The organism is Microbacterium sp. PAMC22086 (assembly GCF_019443525.1).
GTDB lineage: Bacteria > Actinomycetota > Actinomycetes > Actinomycetales > Microbacteriaceae > Microbacterium > Microbacterium maritypicum.
In genome coordinates this window covers 1230334-1246026 of the sequence record NZ_CP080380.1, presented here as the reverse complement: position 1 = coordinate 1246026, position 15693 = coordinate 1230334, and the positions used below count along the sequence as shown (strand labels likewise).

Sequence of the window (15693 nt, the reverse complement as noted above, 5' to 3'; positions counted from 1 at the left end):
GGGCCGCCGCCTCGGCGCGGATCAGAGGGACTTGCCGCCGGTGACCGCGATGACAGATCCGGAGGTGTACGACGATTCCGCCGACGCCAGGTACACGTAGGTACCGGCGAGCTCCGCGGGTTGGCCTGCCCGCCCCAGCGGGGTGTCGGCGCCGAAGGTCGCCAGCCGTTCGGCATCCCATCCGGTCGCCGGGATCAGCGGCGTCCAGATCGGGCCGGGTGCGACGGCGTTGACGCGGATGCCCCGCGGGCCCGCCTCTTCTGCGAGGGCCTTCACGAACGCCACCTGTGCGGCCTTCGTCATGGCGTAGTCGATGAGTCCCGGCGAGGGGTTGTAGGCCTGGACGGATGCCGTCACGATGATGCTCGCTCCCGGCGGGAGGTCGGGATAGGCCGCCCGTGCCGAGAACAGCATGCCGGCGAGGTTCGTGTCGAACACCCGGCGCATCCGCTCCGTCTCCAGCGTCTCGAAGCCGTCGATGTCGTGCTGGTAGCCGGCGTTCAGCACGAGCACGTCCAGTCCGCCGAGTTCGCGCCGCGTCCGGGCGACGATGTCGGTCGCGAACGTCTCGTCGCGCAGGTCACCCGCGAAGCCCACTCCTGCGCGCCCCGTCTCGCGCACCAGGGCGAGCGTGTCCTCCGCGTCGTCCTGCTCCTCGGGCATGTGCGCGATGGCGACGTCGGCGCCCTCCCGTGCGAAGGCGATCGCGACGGCTCGTCCGATGCCCGAGTCTCCGCCCGTGATGAGGGCGCGGCGTCCCTCCAGACGACCATGGCCGACGTAGGTGCGTTCGCCGTGGTCCGGTTCCGGGCGGGTCTGTTCGGTCAGGCCCGGCTGATTCTGGTGCTGTGCGGGAAAGCCCTCTTCGCGGTGCGCGTGGCGGGGGTCGGTGGTGTCGTCGGTCATGGGTCCCACCCTCTCCGATCGTCTCGTGCTCCGTCAGGGGGTTGACAGCTCCTGCCGACCGACCAGCTCTCGTCGACACCCATGCTCGACGACGAAACCCACCGGTGGACGCGCGTCCACGAGTGGGTTTCGACGATACAGGTGGGTCTCGAGGCGAGCCCGAAGGTCAGAGAGGAGGGGTGACCGGGACCTCGCCGGCGCCGGGCTCCTCGCCAGCCTCGGCGGGCTCGGGAACGAGGTAGAGACCGCTGGGCGCGTTCGCGGTGAACGCGAGCGCCTCGATCCAGGCCCGGTTGATGGAGGGCTGACGGCTGCCGAAGTACTTGAACACGAGAGAGCTGCCGGGCTGGATCCACACGGTGGTGCGCCCGCCGCCCACGCTCGCGTCTTCGCGCCAGCTGAAGGGGAAGGGCTCCCCGCGCCGCAGCTTCGCGGTGATCACGAGCTGCAGGTGGGTGAGGGCGCGGTCCTCGATCTCGGTCTTCACGCCGCCTTCGTAGACGAACTTTCCCATTGGTGGTGCTCCTTGGTCGCTATCTGGCCGGGACGACGGCTTCGCTCCATTCTCGCGCACTCCGCCGCCGGATACCTCCTGTCCCCGCGGTCGCGCCCGATGCCCACTCGACGCCCCGAAGTCAACCCCCTCGGCGAGACGTCGCCCGGAGCCTAGCCTCGGGACACTCGACTCGAAGGGCACTGCCATGAACGACCGACACATCGACGACCGTCCCGACGAGGGCTACACGCCCACCACCACGCACGCCCCCTGGGGCGCGGGCAACCCCCGACTGCGCATCACCAGGGACGACGAGCGCACCGAGTTCGCGCTGAGCGACGACGTGGTGCGGATCGGCTCCGCCGAGGACAACGAGCTGCGCCTGGCCGACACCGATCCCGTGCATGCCACGATCACACACGACGACCGCGACGAGTACGTGCTGACGCTGCACGGCGAGGGTGAGACGAACGCGAGCCTGGGCGTTGACGCGACCCACGCCGACGAGAACTCCGAGACGCTGCGCACCGGAGCGCACTTCACGGCGGGCCCGTGGACCCTGGTCTTCGCACGCGAGGAGTTCGCCGATCACGGACGGCCGTACGGAGGCCGTGCGGGTGGGGAGCATTCCGACCAGCCGTTGCAGCCGCCGCGTCCGGACTACGACGAGGGCGAAGAGCGATGACCACCGCGCGCGACCTCATGACTCCGAGGCCGCGCTGCATCGGGGTGAACGATTCCTTGCGCATCGCCGCCTCGGTCATGGCGGATCTGGACGTCGGAGCCCTGCCGATCTGCGGCGAGGACGGCAAGCTGAAGGGCATGCTCACCGACCGCGACATCGTGGTGGGTGCGATCGCCCTGGGCATGGATCCGGAGACCACCCCGGCGTCAGCGCTCGCTAAGGGCAAGCCGGTCACGGTGGATGCGGATGACGACATCCGCGTGGCCCTCGACCGGATGCAGGAGAACCAGGTGCGACGGCTGCCCGTGATGACCGACCGTCGTCTGGTCGGCATCGTGAGTCAGGCCGACGTCGCACGCTCGCTGTCCGCATCGACGACCGGCAAGACCGTGGAGAGCATCTCGCGGTGACCCTGCACGACGACACCCCCGATGCTGCGCAGGCCCCCGGCGCCGAGGCGATGAGCGTCCCCGATACGCGCGGCCACATCGCACGGCTGAGCGAACTCGCCGCCGCGCGGGGGCTGCGCATCGCCGTGGCAGAGTCGCTCACCTCGGGCATGCTCGCGCACACGATCGGCGCCGGCGAGGGTGCCTCCGAGTGGTTCGCCGGCGGCATCGTCGCCTACATGACAGCCGTGAAGGAGCGCGTTCTCGGGCTGACGCCCGGGACGGATCCGTGCTCGGCGGCGTGCGCCGAGCAGCTCGCCGTGGGGGCACGTCGCCTGTTCGACGCCGACCTCACCGTGTCGACCACGGGCGTCGGCGGCCCCGACGCGCAGGGCGGGCATCCCGCAGGGACCGTCGTCCTGGGCTGGGCCACCGCCGAGGACCAGGGCCACCGCAGGCTCGCCCTGGTCGGCGACCCCGAGGAGATCCTGGCCGCGACCGTCGATGCGGCCGTCCGCCTGCTCGCCTTCCACGCCGAAAGGCTGCGCCCACTCGGCCCCCGACGAGGGCAGGACGACGGCGTCTAGGGCCTGTGTCCCGGGCGCATCACTGCCCCGGAACGAGTCCGATCCGAAGAGGAGCCCCCGGGGAGGCCGCCTCCACGAGCGCCGCGTCGATCTCGAAGAGTCCGCGCACCGCACCGACCGCGTCCGCGAACGGGTAGGCCCGCCCTCGTCCGGCGAGGAAGGCCACGGCTTCGGCGAGTTCGGCCCCCGTGTAGTTGTGGATGCCGGCGACGGTGACCAGGCGCCGCACGATGCTCTCGGCGTCGAACGGCACCGGATCGGCCGGGAACACACTGCCGACGAGCACGACGGTTCCCCCGACCGCGACGCCCGAGAGAGCCTCGCCCACCGCGTGCCCCGAGGCTTCGATCACGACGTCGGGCTCGCCGTCGAGGCCGGTCGCACCGAAGCGTGCGGCGAGGGCACGTCGCTCGGGGTTGGGATCGAGCACCTCCACGGTCGCACCCTGCTCGGCGGCGATGGCCGCGGCGGAGAGTCCGACCAGTCCCGCGCCGTGGATCCGCACACGCGCTCCGTCGAGATCGCGGTCCTTCGCGGCCCTGGCCACCGCAGCCCAGGCTGTCGCCGTGGCGCAGGACGCGGGCGCGAGAACGGAGGCGGGGAGCGCCTCGGGAACCCGCACGATGGCCGTCCCCTCTCGCAGCTGTACGTGACTCGCGAAGGCTCCGGTGAGGTCGCCGTGCGCCCCGACCTTGTCGTGCCCGTACTTCCCCAGGTCGCGGCACTTCTGCGGCATCCCCTGCAGGCACCGGTCGCAGCTCGCGCACGACACCGTCACCGACCAGACCACCCGGTCGCCGATGCGCAGCGGAGTACCGTCGACCGTGTGCGCCCCGCCGTCACCGGTCGCGATGACCCGTCCGACGCTCTCGTGTCCGAGCACCAGAGGAGTCGGGGCCGAGCGGCGCCCCTGCACGGTGTGCACATCCGAGCCGCAGATCGTCGACATCTCGATGGCCACGAGCACGTCGCCGTCACCGAGCGCGACGCCCGGCACGGCGATCGTCTCGTGCGGATGGCCTTCGCCGACCCACACCATCGCGGTCGCGGCAGGGCGCAGCGCGACGTCCCGGCGATGGCCGGGAGGACGGATCAGCAGCGTTCCCATGTCGAGTCCTCTCAGGAGGTCGCGACGAGCGGGAGCAGGTCGCGCTGGGCGAGCACACCGCGCAAAGCGGTGACGTCGCTCAGCACGGCATCCGCCCCCGCGGCGCTCAGAGCCGGGCGATCGTGCGCGCCGGTCAGCACACCCGCGACGAAGCCGGCGCCGGCCCGACGGCCCGACTCGACGTCGCTGACGGTGTCGCCGGCGACCGCGACTGCGTGCACCGACGAGGTCTGCGTGCGCACGACCTTCAGCCCGGAGTCCTTCAACCCCTGGATCGCGTCGGCGGCGCCGGGGATCTCGGAGACGCCCTGCTCGGAGACGATCTCGGCATAGGCGCCCTCCAAGGCGGCCGTCGCCCGTGCTGCCGCCTCGGCATCGCCGCCGGAGAGGTGCGTGAAGACGTCGATCTTCGACTGCCCCATGGTCACGCGCACGTAGTCCAGCGCCTCGTCCCACGGCATCCGGTCCGCGACGCCCGTGCGCTCGGCGGCGCGCTGGAACGCCTGCTCGACGACGCCGTCGTCGAGCACTGTGGTTCCCGCCATGTCGAGCACGACGAGTTCGAGAGGAGTGGTCATGATGTTCCTTCCATTGCTGCCGCCCACCCGAAGGCGGCGGCGAGGTTCTCTTCGGCAAGTCCCAGGCCCGTGGTCATCCCGATGCCGGTGGTCGCGGCGAGCACCAGCACGCCGTCGTCGCCACGATCGATCAGGAATTCCTGCGGCCCCTTCGCGTACACGCCCTGCCAGCGCTCGATCACGCGCGGCGCCGGGGCGTCGAACAGCGCTTCGGCCTCCGCGAGGAAGGCGGTGAACGCAGCCTCGGGCTGGAACGGCGCCGGGGCCGTGGCTGTGGAGTGCGAGTCGCCGATGATGAGCGTCCCGTCGGGAAGCTGCGTGTACATCTGGTTGAGGTCGATCGCGGCGAGGTCGGGGCGATCGGCGTGCAGGCGCTCGCGCAGGGCCCCGGCTTCCGGCCCGTCGGCGAAGCGACCGTACCGCACGAGGGACCAACCGGTGAGCAGGGGAGCTGCGAGCGGATGCCGGAACGACACGGCCGCCCGCATCATGTCGAGGGCGCAGCGCACGACCCCGTGCCGCTCCGCGACGTCGGGGAGCAGCTGATCGATGTCGTGGTTCACGGCGACGACGACGCTGCCGCAGGTGATCGGACCGCGCGTCGTGTCCACGTGCCCCGCCCCCACGGCGGTCACCGCGGTGCGGAACCGGAAGTCGACGCCGAGTCCCGCCAGGTGGCGCACGATCGCATCGGCGGCCGTACGGGGGTCGGTCTGCAGATCGCTCTCGATGTGCGCTCCACCGAGGTGGCGCAGCAGGGTCGACTTCCCCGAGCCGGAGAGGCCGAGGAGCACGACGATCTCGCCGCGGGACACCTCCAGAGAGGCCCCCTTGAGTGCAGCGGTCGTCCCGAAGGTCTTCGTCACGCCGTCGAGGCGGATGAGGGCGTCGGATGCCGAGGCGGTCATGTCGTAGCTCCTGTGGTGTCGTGAGTCGTGCGGTGGTGCCCTCCGTCTCGCCCGCACGAGAGGCGGGCGAGACGGAGGGCGCCGTGTATGGCGAAGGGGTCAGGCCGGGCTCAGCCCTGGCACTGCTCCGCTTCGGTCTCCTTGCAGATGTCGCGGATCAGGTCGTAGTACGCGTCGTCGACCGGCTTCGTGGCGTAGAAGACGCTGCGGAAGGCATCGGTGTCTGCGCCGTCGACCCCGGCGGCGATGATGTCGTCGATCGTGATCTCGGAGAGACCGTCGATGAGCTTCTTCGAGACGTCGTCGGGAAGAGTGGACGAGTAGACCAGCGGCGCACCGGGGACCATCGTCTCGTCGATGACCTTGACCTTGTCCGACTTCTCGACCTCGGAGTCCTCGGCGAAGCCCGCCTCGCACTCGACGCCCTCGCCGACCTTGGTGACGCTGACATCGTGCTTGCCGGCGAAGACCGGGGTGATGTCGGTATTGGGGCCGATGCCGGCCTTGAGCAGGTTGTACGACGGGAACAGGTAGCCGGAGGTCGAGGACGGGTCGACGAAGCAGACCTTCTTGCCCTTGAAGTCCTCGATGCTCGTGATGTCGCTGCCCGCGGGCACGATCGCCTGCGAGTAGTAACCGGGCTCCTGGCCCTCTTCGGTCACGATCGAGGAGATGGGGGTGAGCTTGGCGCCGTTGTTGGTGGCGGTCACGTAGGTGAAGCCGGAGAACGACGCGACGTCGACCTTGCCGGCGACGGCGGCCTCGATCAGGGCGGCGTAGTCGGTGGACTCGTGGTACTCGACCGTCCTGCCGGTGATCTCGGCGACGTAGTCCATGAGCGGCTGGTAGTTCGTCTCGGTGTCGACCGAGTCGGGCACGACGCCGAAGACGAGCGTGTTCTCATCGACGGCGAATCCGCTGGCGGAGGACGACTCGTCGGCGCCGGGAGTGCCGGCGGCATCTGCCGAGCCGGAGCACGCGGCGAGGCCGAGGGCGAGGAGCGCGACGCCGGCGAGGGCGGGGAGAGCGCGAAGCTTCATGAGGACCTTCAGGGTGTGAGGGGTGATCCACGGAAGACTCTCTCAGGTGCAGACGCGAGATATGTACCTAACTCGGAAGAGTTCAGGGCTCGTTTACCGAGCATTCTTCTGGATGAACACTCCCGGAACGCGGTCGCGTCGCTCGAGCTGACGAAGTAATGTACCTATGTGGCTGAAGCTGTGTACACCCAGATCGCCGATGACCTTCGCGCGCAGATCGCTGCGGGCGCGCTGCGTCCCGGCGACGACGTCCCGACCGAGGCCGACCTCGCCGAGAGGTGGCATACCTCGCGCGGGCCGATCCGCAACGCCCTGGCCGCGCTGCGCGGCGAGGGCCTGATCGAGACGAGCCGCGGCAGACCCGCTCGCGTCGTCGCCCGCAAAGCCAACCAGGCCGTCGACGTGTCGGTGCCGTTCACGCGGTGGGCGCGCGAGCTCGGCGTCACCCCCGGCGTCCAGACGCAGGAGTTGAGCCTGCGCCGTGCCGGCGAGCTGGGAGCGGCGCTGGGCGTCGACGCGAGCGACACGATCGTGAGCGTGGTGCGGCTGCGCCTGCTCGACGGCAGGCCCACCATGTTGGAGCGCCTCAATTACACGGAGGTCGCCGGACGCCGGCTGTTCGAGGTGAACCTCGACGAGGTCTCCATCGCGGAGTACCTGTCATCGGTCGGGCATCCGATCGTCACCCTGCAGCACGTGATCGATGCCGTGGCCGCCGACGATCAGGATGCCGCGCTGCTGCGAGTGCCCCGGGGCACGCCCATCCTGCGTCTCACCCGCACATCGCGCGACGCGGAGGGACGGATCTTCGAGGCTTCGGAGGATCGGTACCTCAGCGAGGTGGTGCGCTTCACGGTCGCAGCCTCGGGGATCTCCACGGACGGCCACTACATGCGAGCAGTGGGCGGCTAGCCGGGCATGTGGAACCCCGTGGCGGGAGGCCGGAGAATCGGCCGTTAACGCAGAAGGCGATCGCGAGCGCGCAAAGTGTTTCAGAAGCCAGAAAGACCGCGCCCGCGATCGCAGCGCTGGGGACGCTTTATCTGGGGAGCTTTCAGACTACGGCTGATCGCAACGCGTTCCACAGGGTCGAACGTCGAGACTTCTCTAGACTTTCGTCTAGGCTCTCGCGGATCGTGGAAAGGGTGCTCACACACTCTAGAGCATCAGACGACGGGAAGTCGGGCCGACACGACCCAGAATCCGTCGATTTCGTCGGCGCTGAACTCGCCGCTCGCTCCCATCACCCGCTCCGCCATCCGGCCGAGGCCGGTGCGACTGGAGGAGAGCTCGCGGCGTGGGGTCGTCGGGAGGGGGCTGCGCAGCGTGAGGTGCGCGACCTCGTCGTCCACGGCGAGGTCGATCTGCACCTCGCCGGGGCCTGCGTATTTGAGGATGTTGGTGGCTGACTCGCGCACGATGCGCGCGAGGACGATCTCGACCGCACGCGGGATGCGCTCGTCGCGAGGGTCTCCCTCGCGGGCCACGGAGTGACCGGCCGATTCGAACTCGCCCTGCGCCTCGTCGATCGCTGCCGCGAGGTCGCCGGTCTGCACGCTGGAGGACTGCGGACCGTCGTCCGCGAGTTCGATCACGAAGCGGAGATCTGTCATCGCCTTGCGCGCGGCGACGCGGATCGCTTCTTGCGAGTCGTTGCTGGTCTCGGGGTCTTCGAGCATCTGCACGTGCAGCGCCACCACCGTGAGGTGGTGCGCGATGCTGTCGTGCAGCTCACCGGCGATCCATCGCCGCTCGGCGAGTACGGCCTGACGTTCCTGCTCGGCTCTCTCCTCGAGCTCGCGCTCGAGACGACTCCCCCGGGCGAAGGCGAGCCGAAGGGCGAACCCGACAGCTCCTGCCACGGTGGCGAAGATGAGATACAGCGCGACGTTGACGCCGGAATCGGCGTCGCCGTTGGCCACGATGGCCGCCGCGACCAGGAAAACGCCGGTGTAAGAGAGGATCAGCGATGTCCACCCCAGTCTCATGACGAAGCCGGCCGCGACTGCGGCGGCTGTCAGGACCTGGAGCTCTGATCCGGTGAGGAAAGACGATGCGAACACGACCCCGAGGGCACATGTCGCGATGAGCGGCTTCCAGAGGTAGAGGACGAACGCTGCAGTGGATGCAACGCTCACCAACAGTGCGACCGGGTTGACACCCGGTGTGGTGAAGAAGCCTATGAGGTCCGTGGCGACGGTGATGGTGACGATGACCAAGACGACGATGCGCTCGATCGCGCTGAGCTTCTCACCGCGGGTCAAGCGGAGCGTATCCGCCGATCCTCGAGTGGATTGGTCGAAGGCCATGGTTCACTATCTCCTTTTCGCCAGGTACTCTAGCGGTGAAGACCGAAGAACTTGCCAACCTGCTGCCAGAAAGTCATTACATTCACCTCCATTATGTAGTCGTTTGTCGATGTCTGTATTCATCTTCTCGGCGATCTGCGTGGCGCACATCTGTCTCACGTCCAGAGGTTTTTGGCCAAAGGTCTACATGACGTCGTCCGGGCGCCCGCGCCGTTAGGCTTCCCCCTATGCAGGGAATCCGTGTCGTGATCGTCGACGATGATCCACTGGTCCGTTCGGCGTTGTCGCACTTCGTGTCGCGCGACCCGGAGATCACCGTGGTCGCACAGGCGGAAGACGGCGTGGAGGCGATCGCCACCGTCGAACGCGAGCAGCCCGACGTGGTGATGATGGACGTGCAGATGCCCGAGATGGACGGCATCGAAGCCACCGGTGTGATCGCCGAACGCTGGCCTCACGTTCGTGTGCTCGCCGTCACGACGCTCGATGGCAGCGACACGGTGCTTCCGATGCTGAGCGCCGGCGCCTCCGGCTACCTGCTCAAGGACTCCAGCGCCGACGACATCGTCACCGGCGTCCGCGAGGTGCACAGCGGTGCCAGCTCGCTCTCCCCTCGCATCGCCTCGATGCTCATCAAGCACGTGCGCGACTCGACCCCCGTGGCGGCGGATGCCGCCGCACTCGAGCCGCTCACCGAGCGCGAGGTCGAGGTGCTGCACTGCCTGGCACAGGGCATGTCGAACGCCGAGATCGCCAAGGCGCTCATCGTCTCCGAGGGCACGGTGAAAGCCCACCTCGGACGCATGATGTCCAAGTGGCACCTGCGCGACCGCGTGCAGATCCTCGTGACCGCCGCGCACGCCGGTCTCGTCAGCTTCCGCTGATCACCACGCGAGCAGCACGATCCCGGCGACCACGACGAGCGACGCCGCGATCCGCCACGCCGGGCGCGACTCCCGCAGCACGAACACCCCGAACAGGCTCACCAGTACGACGCTGACCTCACGCAGCGGCGCCACCAGCGCGACCGGGGCGATCTGGATCGCCGTCAGCACCAGGATGTACGACAGCGGCGACAGGATGCCGAAGGCGAGGATGCGGCGCCACTGCGTGCGCCCGAGCGCGCGGACCGCACTCCAGCGCCTGCGCACCGCGATCGAGTAGAACGGGATCTGCAGCAGCGTGGTGCCGACCATGAAGGCGACCGGCGAGAGGTCACCGACTTGGTCGTGAGCAGGCGACGGAGGAGACGCCCCCTGCCGAGCTGACCGCCTGGAAGCCGAAGCGCGTCACCGTCTGCCCTGCGGGCACGGTGTAGGTGCCGGTGTGGGAGCCCCAGGCCGCACTCCCGTCCGAGAGGTTGGGGCCGTTCTGCACGAGAGTGCCGGTGGGCGACCCGATCACGACGCGCATCACATCGGTGCCGCTGCGTCCTCGGTGCTTCAGCGACCAGGAGAGCGTCTGCCCCGGGGTCGTCGCGACGTCCTGGAAGAGCCTGCTCGGAGAGTTGGCGTTGAGCTCGGCGAACTGCCGACCCGCGGCCGCGGTGACGCCGTTGAAACCGCTGCTCCAGAGCTCGATCTGGTTCAGGCTGTCGGTGGTCGACCACCCGGGAACCAGCGGGGCCGACGTGAGCGATACCGAGGCGTTCGGGAGCACCGGCGCCTCGAAACCGCCGTTGACCAGCGCCACCGTTCCCTGACAGCTCGTCGGGTCCTGCGCGGCCGAGGCCGGTGTCGGTGCGATCGCGTCGGTCACGACGGTGAGGCCTGCTGCCAACAGCAGTGCTGATGTCGCGCCCGCGACGGCGCGACGAACGGACAGACGTGTGTTCGCACGCATGTGAAAGCTTCTCCCCGAATACCGGAGACCCCGAACCGGCGTCTCCCCCAGTGGAAGGCTAACCCGGGCGGGCGCGAAAACGATAGCGCCGTTGCCGAACGGAGACCGCGACTACGCTCGAAGGACCGCGCTCTTCAGGAAGGTCACGACATGCCCGTCACCCCCGCAGCCCTCGCCCACGCCGAGGATCTCGCCGACTTCGTCGCCGCGTCGCCCTCGAGCTACCACGCGGCGGAGGAGGTCGCGCGACGGCTGGCAGCCGCAGGGTTCACGCGGCTGCGCGAAGAGGATGCCTGGCCGACACCGGCCGGCGGTCGGTACGTGGTCGTGCGCGACGGTGCGGCGATCGCCTGGGTCGTGCCAGCGGATGCCGTGGCGACCACACCCGTGCAGATCTTCGGTGCGCACACCGATTCCCCCGGTTTCAAGCTCAAGCCGCAGCCGACCACCGGTTCGCGCGGCTGGCTGCAGGCCGCCGTCGAGGTGTACGGCGGCCCGCTGCTGAACTCGTGGCTCGACCGCGAGTTGCGCCTCGCCGGGCGACTGGCTCTGGCGGACGGCCGTGTCGTGCTGGCGGACACCGGTCCGCTGCTGCGACTGCCACAGCTGGCGATCCACCTCGACCGCGGCGTGAACAACGGCCTGGCCCTCGACAAGCAGACCGAGACGCAGCCGGTGTGGGGACTGGGAGAGGCGACAGACGCCGACATCCTCGCCGAACTCGCCGCGTCTGCGGACGTCTCCGCGTCCGAGATCCGCGGCTACGACGTGGTCGTCGCCGACTCCGCACGCGGAGCGGTCTTCGGCAAGGACAGCGCGTTCTTCGCCTCGGGCCGCCTCGACGATCTCGCCTCGGTGCACGCCGGTGTGGTCGCCCTCGAGGCGCAGGAACCGGCACCCGGAGCGCCGATCGCCGTGCTCGCCGCGTTCGACCACGAGGAGCTCGGCTCGGAATCGCGCTCGGGCGCCGCCGGCCCCTTCCTCGAAGACGTGCTCGAGCGCCTGTACGCGGGACTCGGCGCCGACGGATCCGCACGGCGCCGGGCCTATGCCTCGTCGTGGTGCCTGTCGAGCGACGTCGGCCACTCGGTGCACCCCAACTACGCCGCCAAGCACGATCCCGTGGTGCAGCCGGTGCTCGGCTCCGGCCCCATCCTGAAGATCAACGCCAACCAGCGCTACGCGACGGATGCGATCGGCACGGCGTCGTGGCGGACCTGGTGCGAGCGCGCCGGCGTCGCGACGCAGGAGTTCGTGTCGAACAACAGCGTGCCGTGCGGCTCGACGATCGGCCCGATCACGGCGACCCGCCTCGGCATCCGCACGGTAGACGTGGGCATCCCGATCCTGTCGATGCACTCCGCACGAGAGCTCGCCGGGGTCAGCGACCTTCACGATCTGGCCCGCACGGCGCAGTCGTTCTTCGCCGGCTGACCCCGGCGGCGGATCCACCCCCTCACGAAAGCCACCCGGCCGCTCCCCGGCAGTGCCAGGATGTGAGGATGACGGACATCAAGCCGGCCCTCATCGAGCGTGCGGGCATCGAGATCATCCCCGAGTCCGAGCGCACCGCGAAGCCTCGCGACCTCTTCTGGCCGTGGTTCGCCGCGAACGTGTCGGTGTTCGGCATGTCGTACGGGTCGTTCGTGCTCGGCTTCGGCATCTCGTTCTGGCAGGCGACCATCGTCTCGGTCATCGGCATCGTGGTGTCGTTCCTGCTCTGCGGGCTCATCGCCATCGCCGGCAAGCGCGGCTCGGCGCCCACCATGGTGCTCTCCCGCGCGGCCTTCGGCGTGCAGGGCCAGAAGGTGCCGGGCATCGTCTCGTGGCTGACCTCGATCGGGTGGGAGACGTTCCTCGCGATCCTGGCCGTGCTCGCCACCGCGACCGTCATCACGCAGCTCGGAGGCGACGGCGACAGCGTGTGGCTCAAGGTCGTCGCGACCGCGATCGTCGCCGCACTGATCGTCACGGCATCCGTGCTCGGCTATCACACGATCATGAAGCTGCAGTCGGTGCTCACGTGGATCACCGGCGTCGTGACCGTGCTCTACATCATCCTCGCCGCACCGGCGATCGACCTCGCCGCCGTGCTGGCCCGACCCGACGGCGGCATCGGCCAGGTGATCGGGGCGCTCGTGATGGTGATGACCGGATTCGGCCTCGGCTGGATCAACATCGCCGCCGACTGGTCGCGCTACCAGAAGCGCACGGCATCCGACGGAGCGATCGTCGCCTGGAACACGATCGGAGGATCGGTGGCACCGGTGATCCTCGTGGTGTTCGGTCTGCTGCTGGGCGGATCCGACGAAGATCTCATGAACGCGATCGCTGCGGATCCGATCGGCGCGCTCGCCTCCATCCTGCCGACGTGGGTGCTCGTGCCCTTCCTGCTCACCGCCGTGCTCGCGCTCGTCTCGGGAGCGGTGCTGGGCATCTACTCCTCCGGGTTGACGCTGCTCAGCCTCGGCATCCGCATCCCCCGTCCGTCGGCTGCGGCGATCGACGGCGTGATCCTCACGATCGGCACCGTCTTCGTGGTGTTCTTCGCCACCGACTTTCTCGGTCCGTTCCAGAGCTTCCTGATCACGCTCGGTGTGCCGCTCGCCTCGTGGGCCGGCATCCTGATCGCCGACATCCTGCGCCGGAAGAAGGACTACGACGAAGAGGCCCTGTTCGATCAGAACGGTCGCTACGGCGCGTGGGACTGGACCTCGATCGGCACCCTGGTCGTCACGAGCGTGATCGGCTGGGGCCTGGTCGTGAACAACTTCGCCGAGGATGCCGCGTGGAACAACTGGCAGGGCTACCTGCTGTTCCTCATCGGCGGCAGGGACGGGGAGTGGGCGTATGCGAACCTCGGGGTGTTCTTCGCCCTGGTGCTGTCGTTCCTCGTGACCTACTTCGCCAGGGCTGCGAAGATCCGGCGCCAGGAGGCGGTGTGAACGCTCCGGCGACCGGGGACACCTGGCTCGTGGTGATCGATCCGCAGGCGATCTTCGCCGCGCCCGACTCCGCGTGGGGTTCACCGTTCTTCGGCGAGGCGATGCCACGCATCCGCGCCCTCGCGGACGCGTTCGGCGACCGTGTGCTCGTCACCCGCTGGATGCCGACGGCCGATCGGTCCACCTCGTGGGGTGACTACTTCGCGGCATGGCCGTTCGCCGACCAGCCGCCGAGCGACCCGTTGTTCGCCCTGGTGCCCGAAGCCGCCGGCCTCTCCCCGCATCCGAGCATCGACCTGCCGACGTTCGGCAAGTGGGGGCCCGAGCTCGAGGCGGTCGTCGGACGCGGAGGGCATCTCGTGCTCGCCGGGGTCTCGACCGACTGCTGCGTGATCTCGACGGCACTGGCCGCCGCAGACGCCGGCGCTCACGTCACGATCGCGGCCGATGCCTGCGCCGGGTCGACCGCCGAGAACCATGCGGCCGCCCTGCAGGTGATGGGGCTGTATCCCCCGCAGATCATCGTCAGCGACACCCCGACCGTGCTCGGCACCCCCTGACCGCGAGCGTCAAGCCGAGGCCCGCACCGCGGCGGCGATGTCGGCCGGGGAGCCGTGCCAGGGCGCTCCGTGGCCGGGAAGCACCCACGATGCCGAGACTCCCGCCAGTTTGTCGAGGGAGGCGAGCGCCCGCTCCGGCTCGTCGGTGAACGGCGCGGGCTGAGCCCCGGTCCGGCCTGTCAGCACGTGCCGGGTGGTCAGCGCATCGCCGACGAACACCGCGTCGACGGCCGGCACGTGCACCGCGATGCTCCCCGGCGAGTGGCCGGGCATTCCGATGACGACCGGAGCACCGGGCAGATCGAGCACGTCGCCGTCGACGACTTCCGTGACGACGGACACGTGCGGTGTGCGCAGGGCGCTCTTGCGCAGGCCGTAGGCGAAGAAGCCGAGCGTGGGCCCGATCCTCGCCGGTCCGATCGCGGTCTTGGGCTTCTCTCCGGTGCGGACTCGATGCGCGTCGGCCGTGTGGATGTACACCGGCACCTCCGCCTCGGTGCGCAGCCGCTCGGCGAAGCCGATGTGATCGCCGTCGCCGTGGGTGAGGACGAGGCCGCGGATATCGGACAGCGGACGACCGATCAGTTCGAGCTCGCGCTGGAGGTCGCGCCAATGCCCAGGAAGGCCCGCATCGATCAGGGTGATCCCCTCCGGCAGGTCGATGAGGTACGAGGCGACGATGTCGTTGCCCAGGCGGTGCAGGCGGGGTGCGAGCTTCATGACGGATCCTCTCGGGATGATTGCGATGGCTACGTTACGTAGCTATGATGGCTATTGTCAATAGCCATCCAGGAGGATCCGATGCCGACACCCGAACGCACGTCCACCGAGGAGATCGTCGCGGCGGGGCGGGAGATCCTCGAGGTCGCCGGCCCCTCGGGTCTCACGATGCAGGCGGTCGCGGATCGGGTGGGCGTCCGCGCCCCCTCGCTCTACAAGCGGGTGCGGGATCGGGACGCCCTGCACGCCGCCGTCGCCACCGCGTCGATCGACGCTCTCACCGCGCGGCTCGAAGCTGCGGGCGACGACATCGGCGCGCTCGCGCACACCTATCGCGGCTTCGCGCAGGAGCACCCCGAGGGTTTCCGCCTCATGTTCACGATCGCCGCTCCGCACGATGCCCTCGAGCGCTCGGCCGCTCCGCTGATCCGCGCAGCATCCGCCATGGTCGGCGAGGAGGACGCGCTGGACGCTGCCCGCCTGTTCACCGCCTGGGCGACCGGGTTCCTGCAGATGGAGCTGTCCGGAGCATTCCGCCTCGGCGGCGACGTCGACCGCGCTTTCGAGTACGGCCTGCGTCGACTCACCGCCGGGATGGCCGGCTGAGCCGCAACGGGCAC

At 69.3% G+C, this 15693-nt stretch carries 19 protein-coding genes; 9 read left to right on the top strand and 10 right to left on the bottom strand.

From position 1 onward, the window contains the following. Positions 1 to 21: 21 nt before the first annotated feature. Positions 22 to 906, bottom strand: a complete 885-nt coding sequence (locus KY497_RS06195) for an SDR family oxidoreductase (protein WP_055865759.1) — start codon at positions 904 to 906, stop codon at positions 22 to 24. A gap of 166 nt (positions 907 to 1072) precedes the next feature. Further along, complete coding sequence (locus tag KY497_RS06190; RefSeq protein ID WP_017829293.1) at positions 1073 to 1420, bottom strand: hypothetical protein; 348 nt, start codon at positions 1418 to 1420, stop codon at positions 1073 to 1075. A 187-nt stretch (positions 1421 to 1607) separates the two neighbouring features. On the opposite strand from KY497_RS06190, the gene KY497_RS06185 reads away from it, so the two are divergent. From KY497_RS06185 to KY497_RS06175, 3 genes are read left to right on the top strand one after another with little or no spacing between them, the layout of a single operon-like run. Next, positions 1608 to 2087, top strand: a complete 480-nt coding sequence (locus KY497_RS06185; protein ID WP_219870087.1) for an FHA domain-containing protein — start codon at positions 1608 to 1610, stop codon at positions 2085 to 2087. Then, positions 2084 to 2497, top strand: coding sequence for a CBS domain-containing protein (locus tag KY497_RS06180; RefSeq protein WP_055865765.1), 414 nt, complete (start codon positions 2084 to 2086; stop codon positions 2495 to 2497). Before KY497_RS06185 ends, KY497_RS06180 begins: the two co-directional genes overlap by 4 nt. Then, the gene (locus KY497_RS06175; protein WP_219870086.1) at positions 2494 to 3063 is read left to right on the top strand and encodes a CinA family protein; all 570 of its coding nucleotides are present in this window, start codon (positions 2494 to 2496) and stop codon (positions 3061 to 3063) included. Before KY497_RS06180 ends, KY497_RS06175 begins: the two co-directional genes overlap by 4 nt. A gap of 19 nt (positions 3064 to 3082) precedes the next feature. Here KY497_RS06175 and KY497_RS06170 read toward each other — a convergent pair whose 3' ends face one another. From KY497_RS06170 to KY497_RS06150, 4 genes are all read right to left on the bottom strand, one after another. After that, positions 3083 to 4171: an alcohol dehydrogenase catalytic domain-containing protein gene (locus KY497_RS06170; RefSeq protein WP_219870085.1), complete on the bottom strand. Its 1089-nt coding sequence runs from the start codon at positions 4169 to 4171 to the stop codon at positions 3083 to 3085. Between the two features lie 11 nt (positions 4172 to 4182). Continuing rightward, entirely contained in the window at positions 4183 to 4749 is a 567-nt protein-coding gene (locus tag KY497_RS06165; protein ID WP_219870084.1) for an HAD hydrolase-like protein, read from the bottom strand. Beyond that, positions 4746 to 5657, bottom strand: a complete 912-nt coding sequence (locus KY497_RS06160) for an FAD-dependent oxidoreductase (protein WP_258185938.1) — start codon at positions 5655 to 5657, stop codon at positions 4746 to 4748. Before KY497_RS06160 ends, KY497_RS06165 begins: the two co-directional genes overlap by 4 nt. Positions 5658 to 5767: 110 nt before the next feature. After that, entirely contained in the window at positions 5768 to 6697 is a 930-nt protein-coding gene (locus KY497_RS06150; protein WP_219870083.1) for a phosphate/phosphite/phosphonate ABC transporter substrate-binding protein, read from the bottom strand. 168 nt (positions 6698 to 6865) lie between these two features. Here KY497_RS06150 and KY497_RS06145 point away from each other — a divergent pair, with 168 nt between their 5' ends. Beyond that, a complete protein-coding gene (locus KY497_RS06145; RefSeq protein ID WP_258185937.1) occupies positions 6866 to 7609 on the top strand; it encodes a GntR family transcriptional regulator in 744 nt (247 codons plus the stop codon). Positions 7610 to 7863: 254 nt separating this feature from the next. On the opposite strand, the gene KY497_RS06140 is transcribed toward KY497_RS06145, so the two are convergent. Then, positions 7864 to 8961 (bottom strand): sensor histidine kinase, encoded by a 1098-nt coding sequence (locus tag KY497_RS06140; protein ID WP_256934636.1) that lies wholly within the window; start codon positions 8959 to 8961, stop codon positions 7864 to 7866. Positions 8962 to 9233: 272 nt separating this feature from the next. On the opposite strand from KY497_RS06140, the gene KY497_RS06135 reads away from it, so the two are divergent. Then, positions 9234 to 9890: a response regulator transcription factor gene (locus KY497_RS06135; RefSeq protein WP_256934635.1), complete on the top strand. Its 657-nt coding sequence runs from the start codon at positions 9234 to 9236 to the stop codon at positions 9888 to 9890. Here the strand turns inward: KY497_RS06135 and KY497_RS06130 are convergent, their stop codons facing one another. Together KY497_RS06130 and KY497_RS06125 are read right to left on the bottom strand one after the other, a co-directional pair. Further along, the gene (locus KY497_RS06130; RefSeq protein ID WP_258185936.1) at positions 9891 to 10202 is read right to left on the bottom strand and encodes an EamA family transporter; all 312 of its coding nucleotides are present in this window, start codon (positions 10200 to 10202) and stop codon (positions 9891 to 9893) included. Between the two features lie 19 nt (positions 10203 to 10221). Then, on the bottom strand, positions 10222 to 10848 hold the full coding sequence (locus KY497_RS06125; RefSeq protein WP_219870082.1) for a hypothetical protein: 627 nt from the start codon (positions 10846 to 10848) through the stop codon (positions 10222 to 10224). 150 nt (positions 10849 to 10998) lie between these two features. Here KY497_RS06125 and KY497_RS06120 point away from each other — a divergent pair, with 150 nt between their 5' ends. The 3 genes from KY497_RS06120 (at position 10999) to KY497_RS06110 (ending at position 14353) form a co-directional block, all read left to right on the top strand. After that, on the top strand, positions 10999 to 12282 hold the full coding sequence (locus tag KY497_RS06120) for a M18 family aminopeptidase (RefSeq protein ID WP_219870081.1): 1284 nt from the start codon (positions 10999 to 11001) through the stop codon (positions 12280 to 12282). A 68-nt stretch (positions 12283 to 12350) separates the two neighbouring features. Next, positions 12351 to 13793, top strand: a complete 1443-nt coding sequence (locus KY497_RS06115; protein ID WP_055865793.1) for a cytosine permease — start codon at positions 12351 to 12353, stop codon at positions 13791 to 13793. Continuing rightward, the gene (locus KY497_RS06110) at positions 13790 to 14353 is read left to right on the top strand and encodes a cysteine hydrolase family protein (RefSeq protein ID WP_219870080.1); all 564 of its coding nucleotides are present in this window, start codon (positions 13790 to 13792) and stop codon (positions 14351 to 14353) included. Before KY497_RS06115 ends, KY497_RS06110 begins: the two co-directional genes overlap by 4 nt. A 9-nt stretch (positions 14354 to 14362) precedes the next feature. On the opposite strand, the gene KY497_RS06105 is transcribed toward KY497_RS06110, so the two are convergent. Next, a complete protein-coding gene (locus tag KY497_RS06105) occupies positions 14363 to 15073 on the bottom strand; it encodes an MBL fold metallo-hydrolase (RefSeq protein WP_219870079.1) in 711 nt (236 codons plus the stop codon). Positions 15074 to 15154: 81 nt separating this feature from the next. On the opposite strand from KY497_RS06105, the gene KY497_RS06100 reads away from it, so the two are divergent. Further along, positions 15155 to 15679, top strand: coding sequence for a TetR/AcrR family transcriptional regulator (locus KY497_RS06100; RefSeq protein ID WP_141388182.1), 525 nt, complete (start codon positions 15155 to 15157; stop codon positions 15677 to 15679). Positions 15680 to 15693 lie beyond the last annotated feature (14 nt).

Bases quoted from the DNA above. Each gene is read 5' to 3' on its own strand.
- KY497_RS06195 (WP_055865759.1), bottom strand. From the start codon at position 906: ATGACCGACGACACCACCGACCCCCGCCACGCGCACCGCGAAGAGGGC.
- KY497_RS06130 (WP_258185936.1), bottom strand. From the start codon at position 10,202: ATGGTCGGCACCACGCTGCTGCAGATCCCGTTCTACTCGATCGCGGTG.
- KY497_RS06120 (WP_219870081.1), top strand. From the start codon at position 10,999: ATGCCCGTCACCCCCGCAGCCCTCGCCCACGCCGAGGATCTCGCCGAC.
- KY497_RS06150 (WP_219870083.1), bottom strand. From the start codon at position 6,697: ATGAAGCTTCGCGCTCTCCCCGCCCTCGCCGGCGTCGCGCTCCTCGCC.
- KY497_RS06100 (WP_141388182.1), top strand. From the start codon at position 15,155: ATGCCGACACCCGAACGCACGTCCACCGAGGAGATCGTCGCGGCGGGG.
- KY497_RS06180 (WP_055865765.1), top strand. From the start codon at position 2,084: ATGACCACCGCGCGCGACCTCATGACTCCGAGGCCGCGCTGCATCGGG.
- KY497_RS06160 (WP_258185938.1), bottom strand. From the start codon at position 5,657: ATGACCGCCTCGGCATCCGACGCCCTCATCCGCCTCGACGGCGTGACG.
- KY497_RS06165 (WP_219870084.1), bottom strand. From the start codon at position 4,749: ATGACCACTCCTCTCGAACTCGTCGTGCTCGACATGGCGGGAACCACA.
- KY497_RS06190 (WP_017829293.1), bottom strand. From the start codon at position 1,420: ATGGGAAAGTTCGTCTACGAAGGCGGCGTGAAGACCGAGATCGAGGAC.
- KY497_RS06185 (WP_219870087.1), top strand. From the start codon at position 1,608: ATGAACGACCGACACATCGACGACCGTCCCGACGAGGGCTACACGCCC.
- KY497_RS06115 (WP_055865793.1), top strand. From the start codon at position 12,351: ATGACGGACATCAAGCCGGCCCTCATCGAGCGTGCGGGCATCGAGATC.
- KY497_RS06105 (WP_219870079.1), bottom strand. From the start codon at position 15,073: ATGAAGCTCGCACCCCGCCTGCACCGCCTGGGCAACGACATCGTCGCC.
- KY497_RS06125 (WP_219870082.1), bottom strand. From the start codon at position 10,848: ATGCGTGCGAACACACGTCTGTCCGTTCGTCGCGCCGTCGCGGGCGCG.
- KY497_RS06135 (WP_256934635.1), top strand. From the start codon at position 9,234: ATGCAGGGAATCCGTGTCGTGATCGTCGACGATGATCCACTGGTCCGT.
- KY497_RS06170 (WP_219870085.1), bottom strand. From the start codon at position 4,171: ATGGGAACGCTGCTGATCCGTCCTCCCGGCCATCGCCGGGACGTCGCG.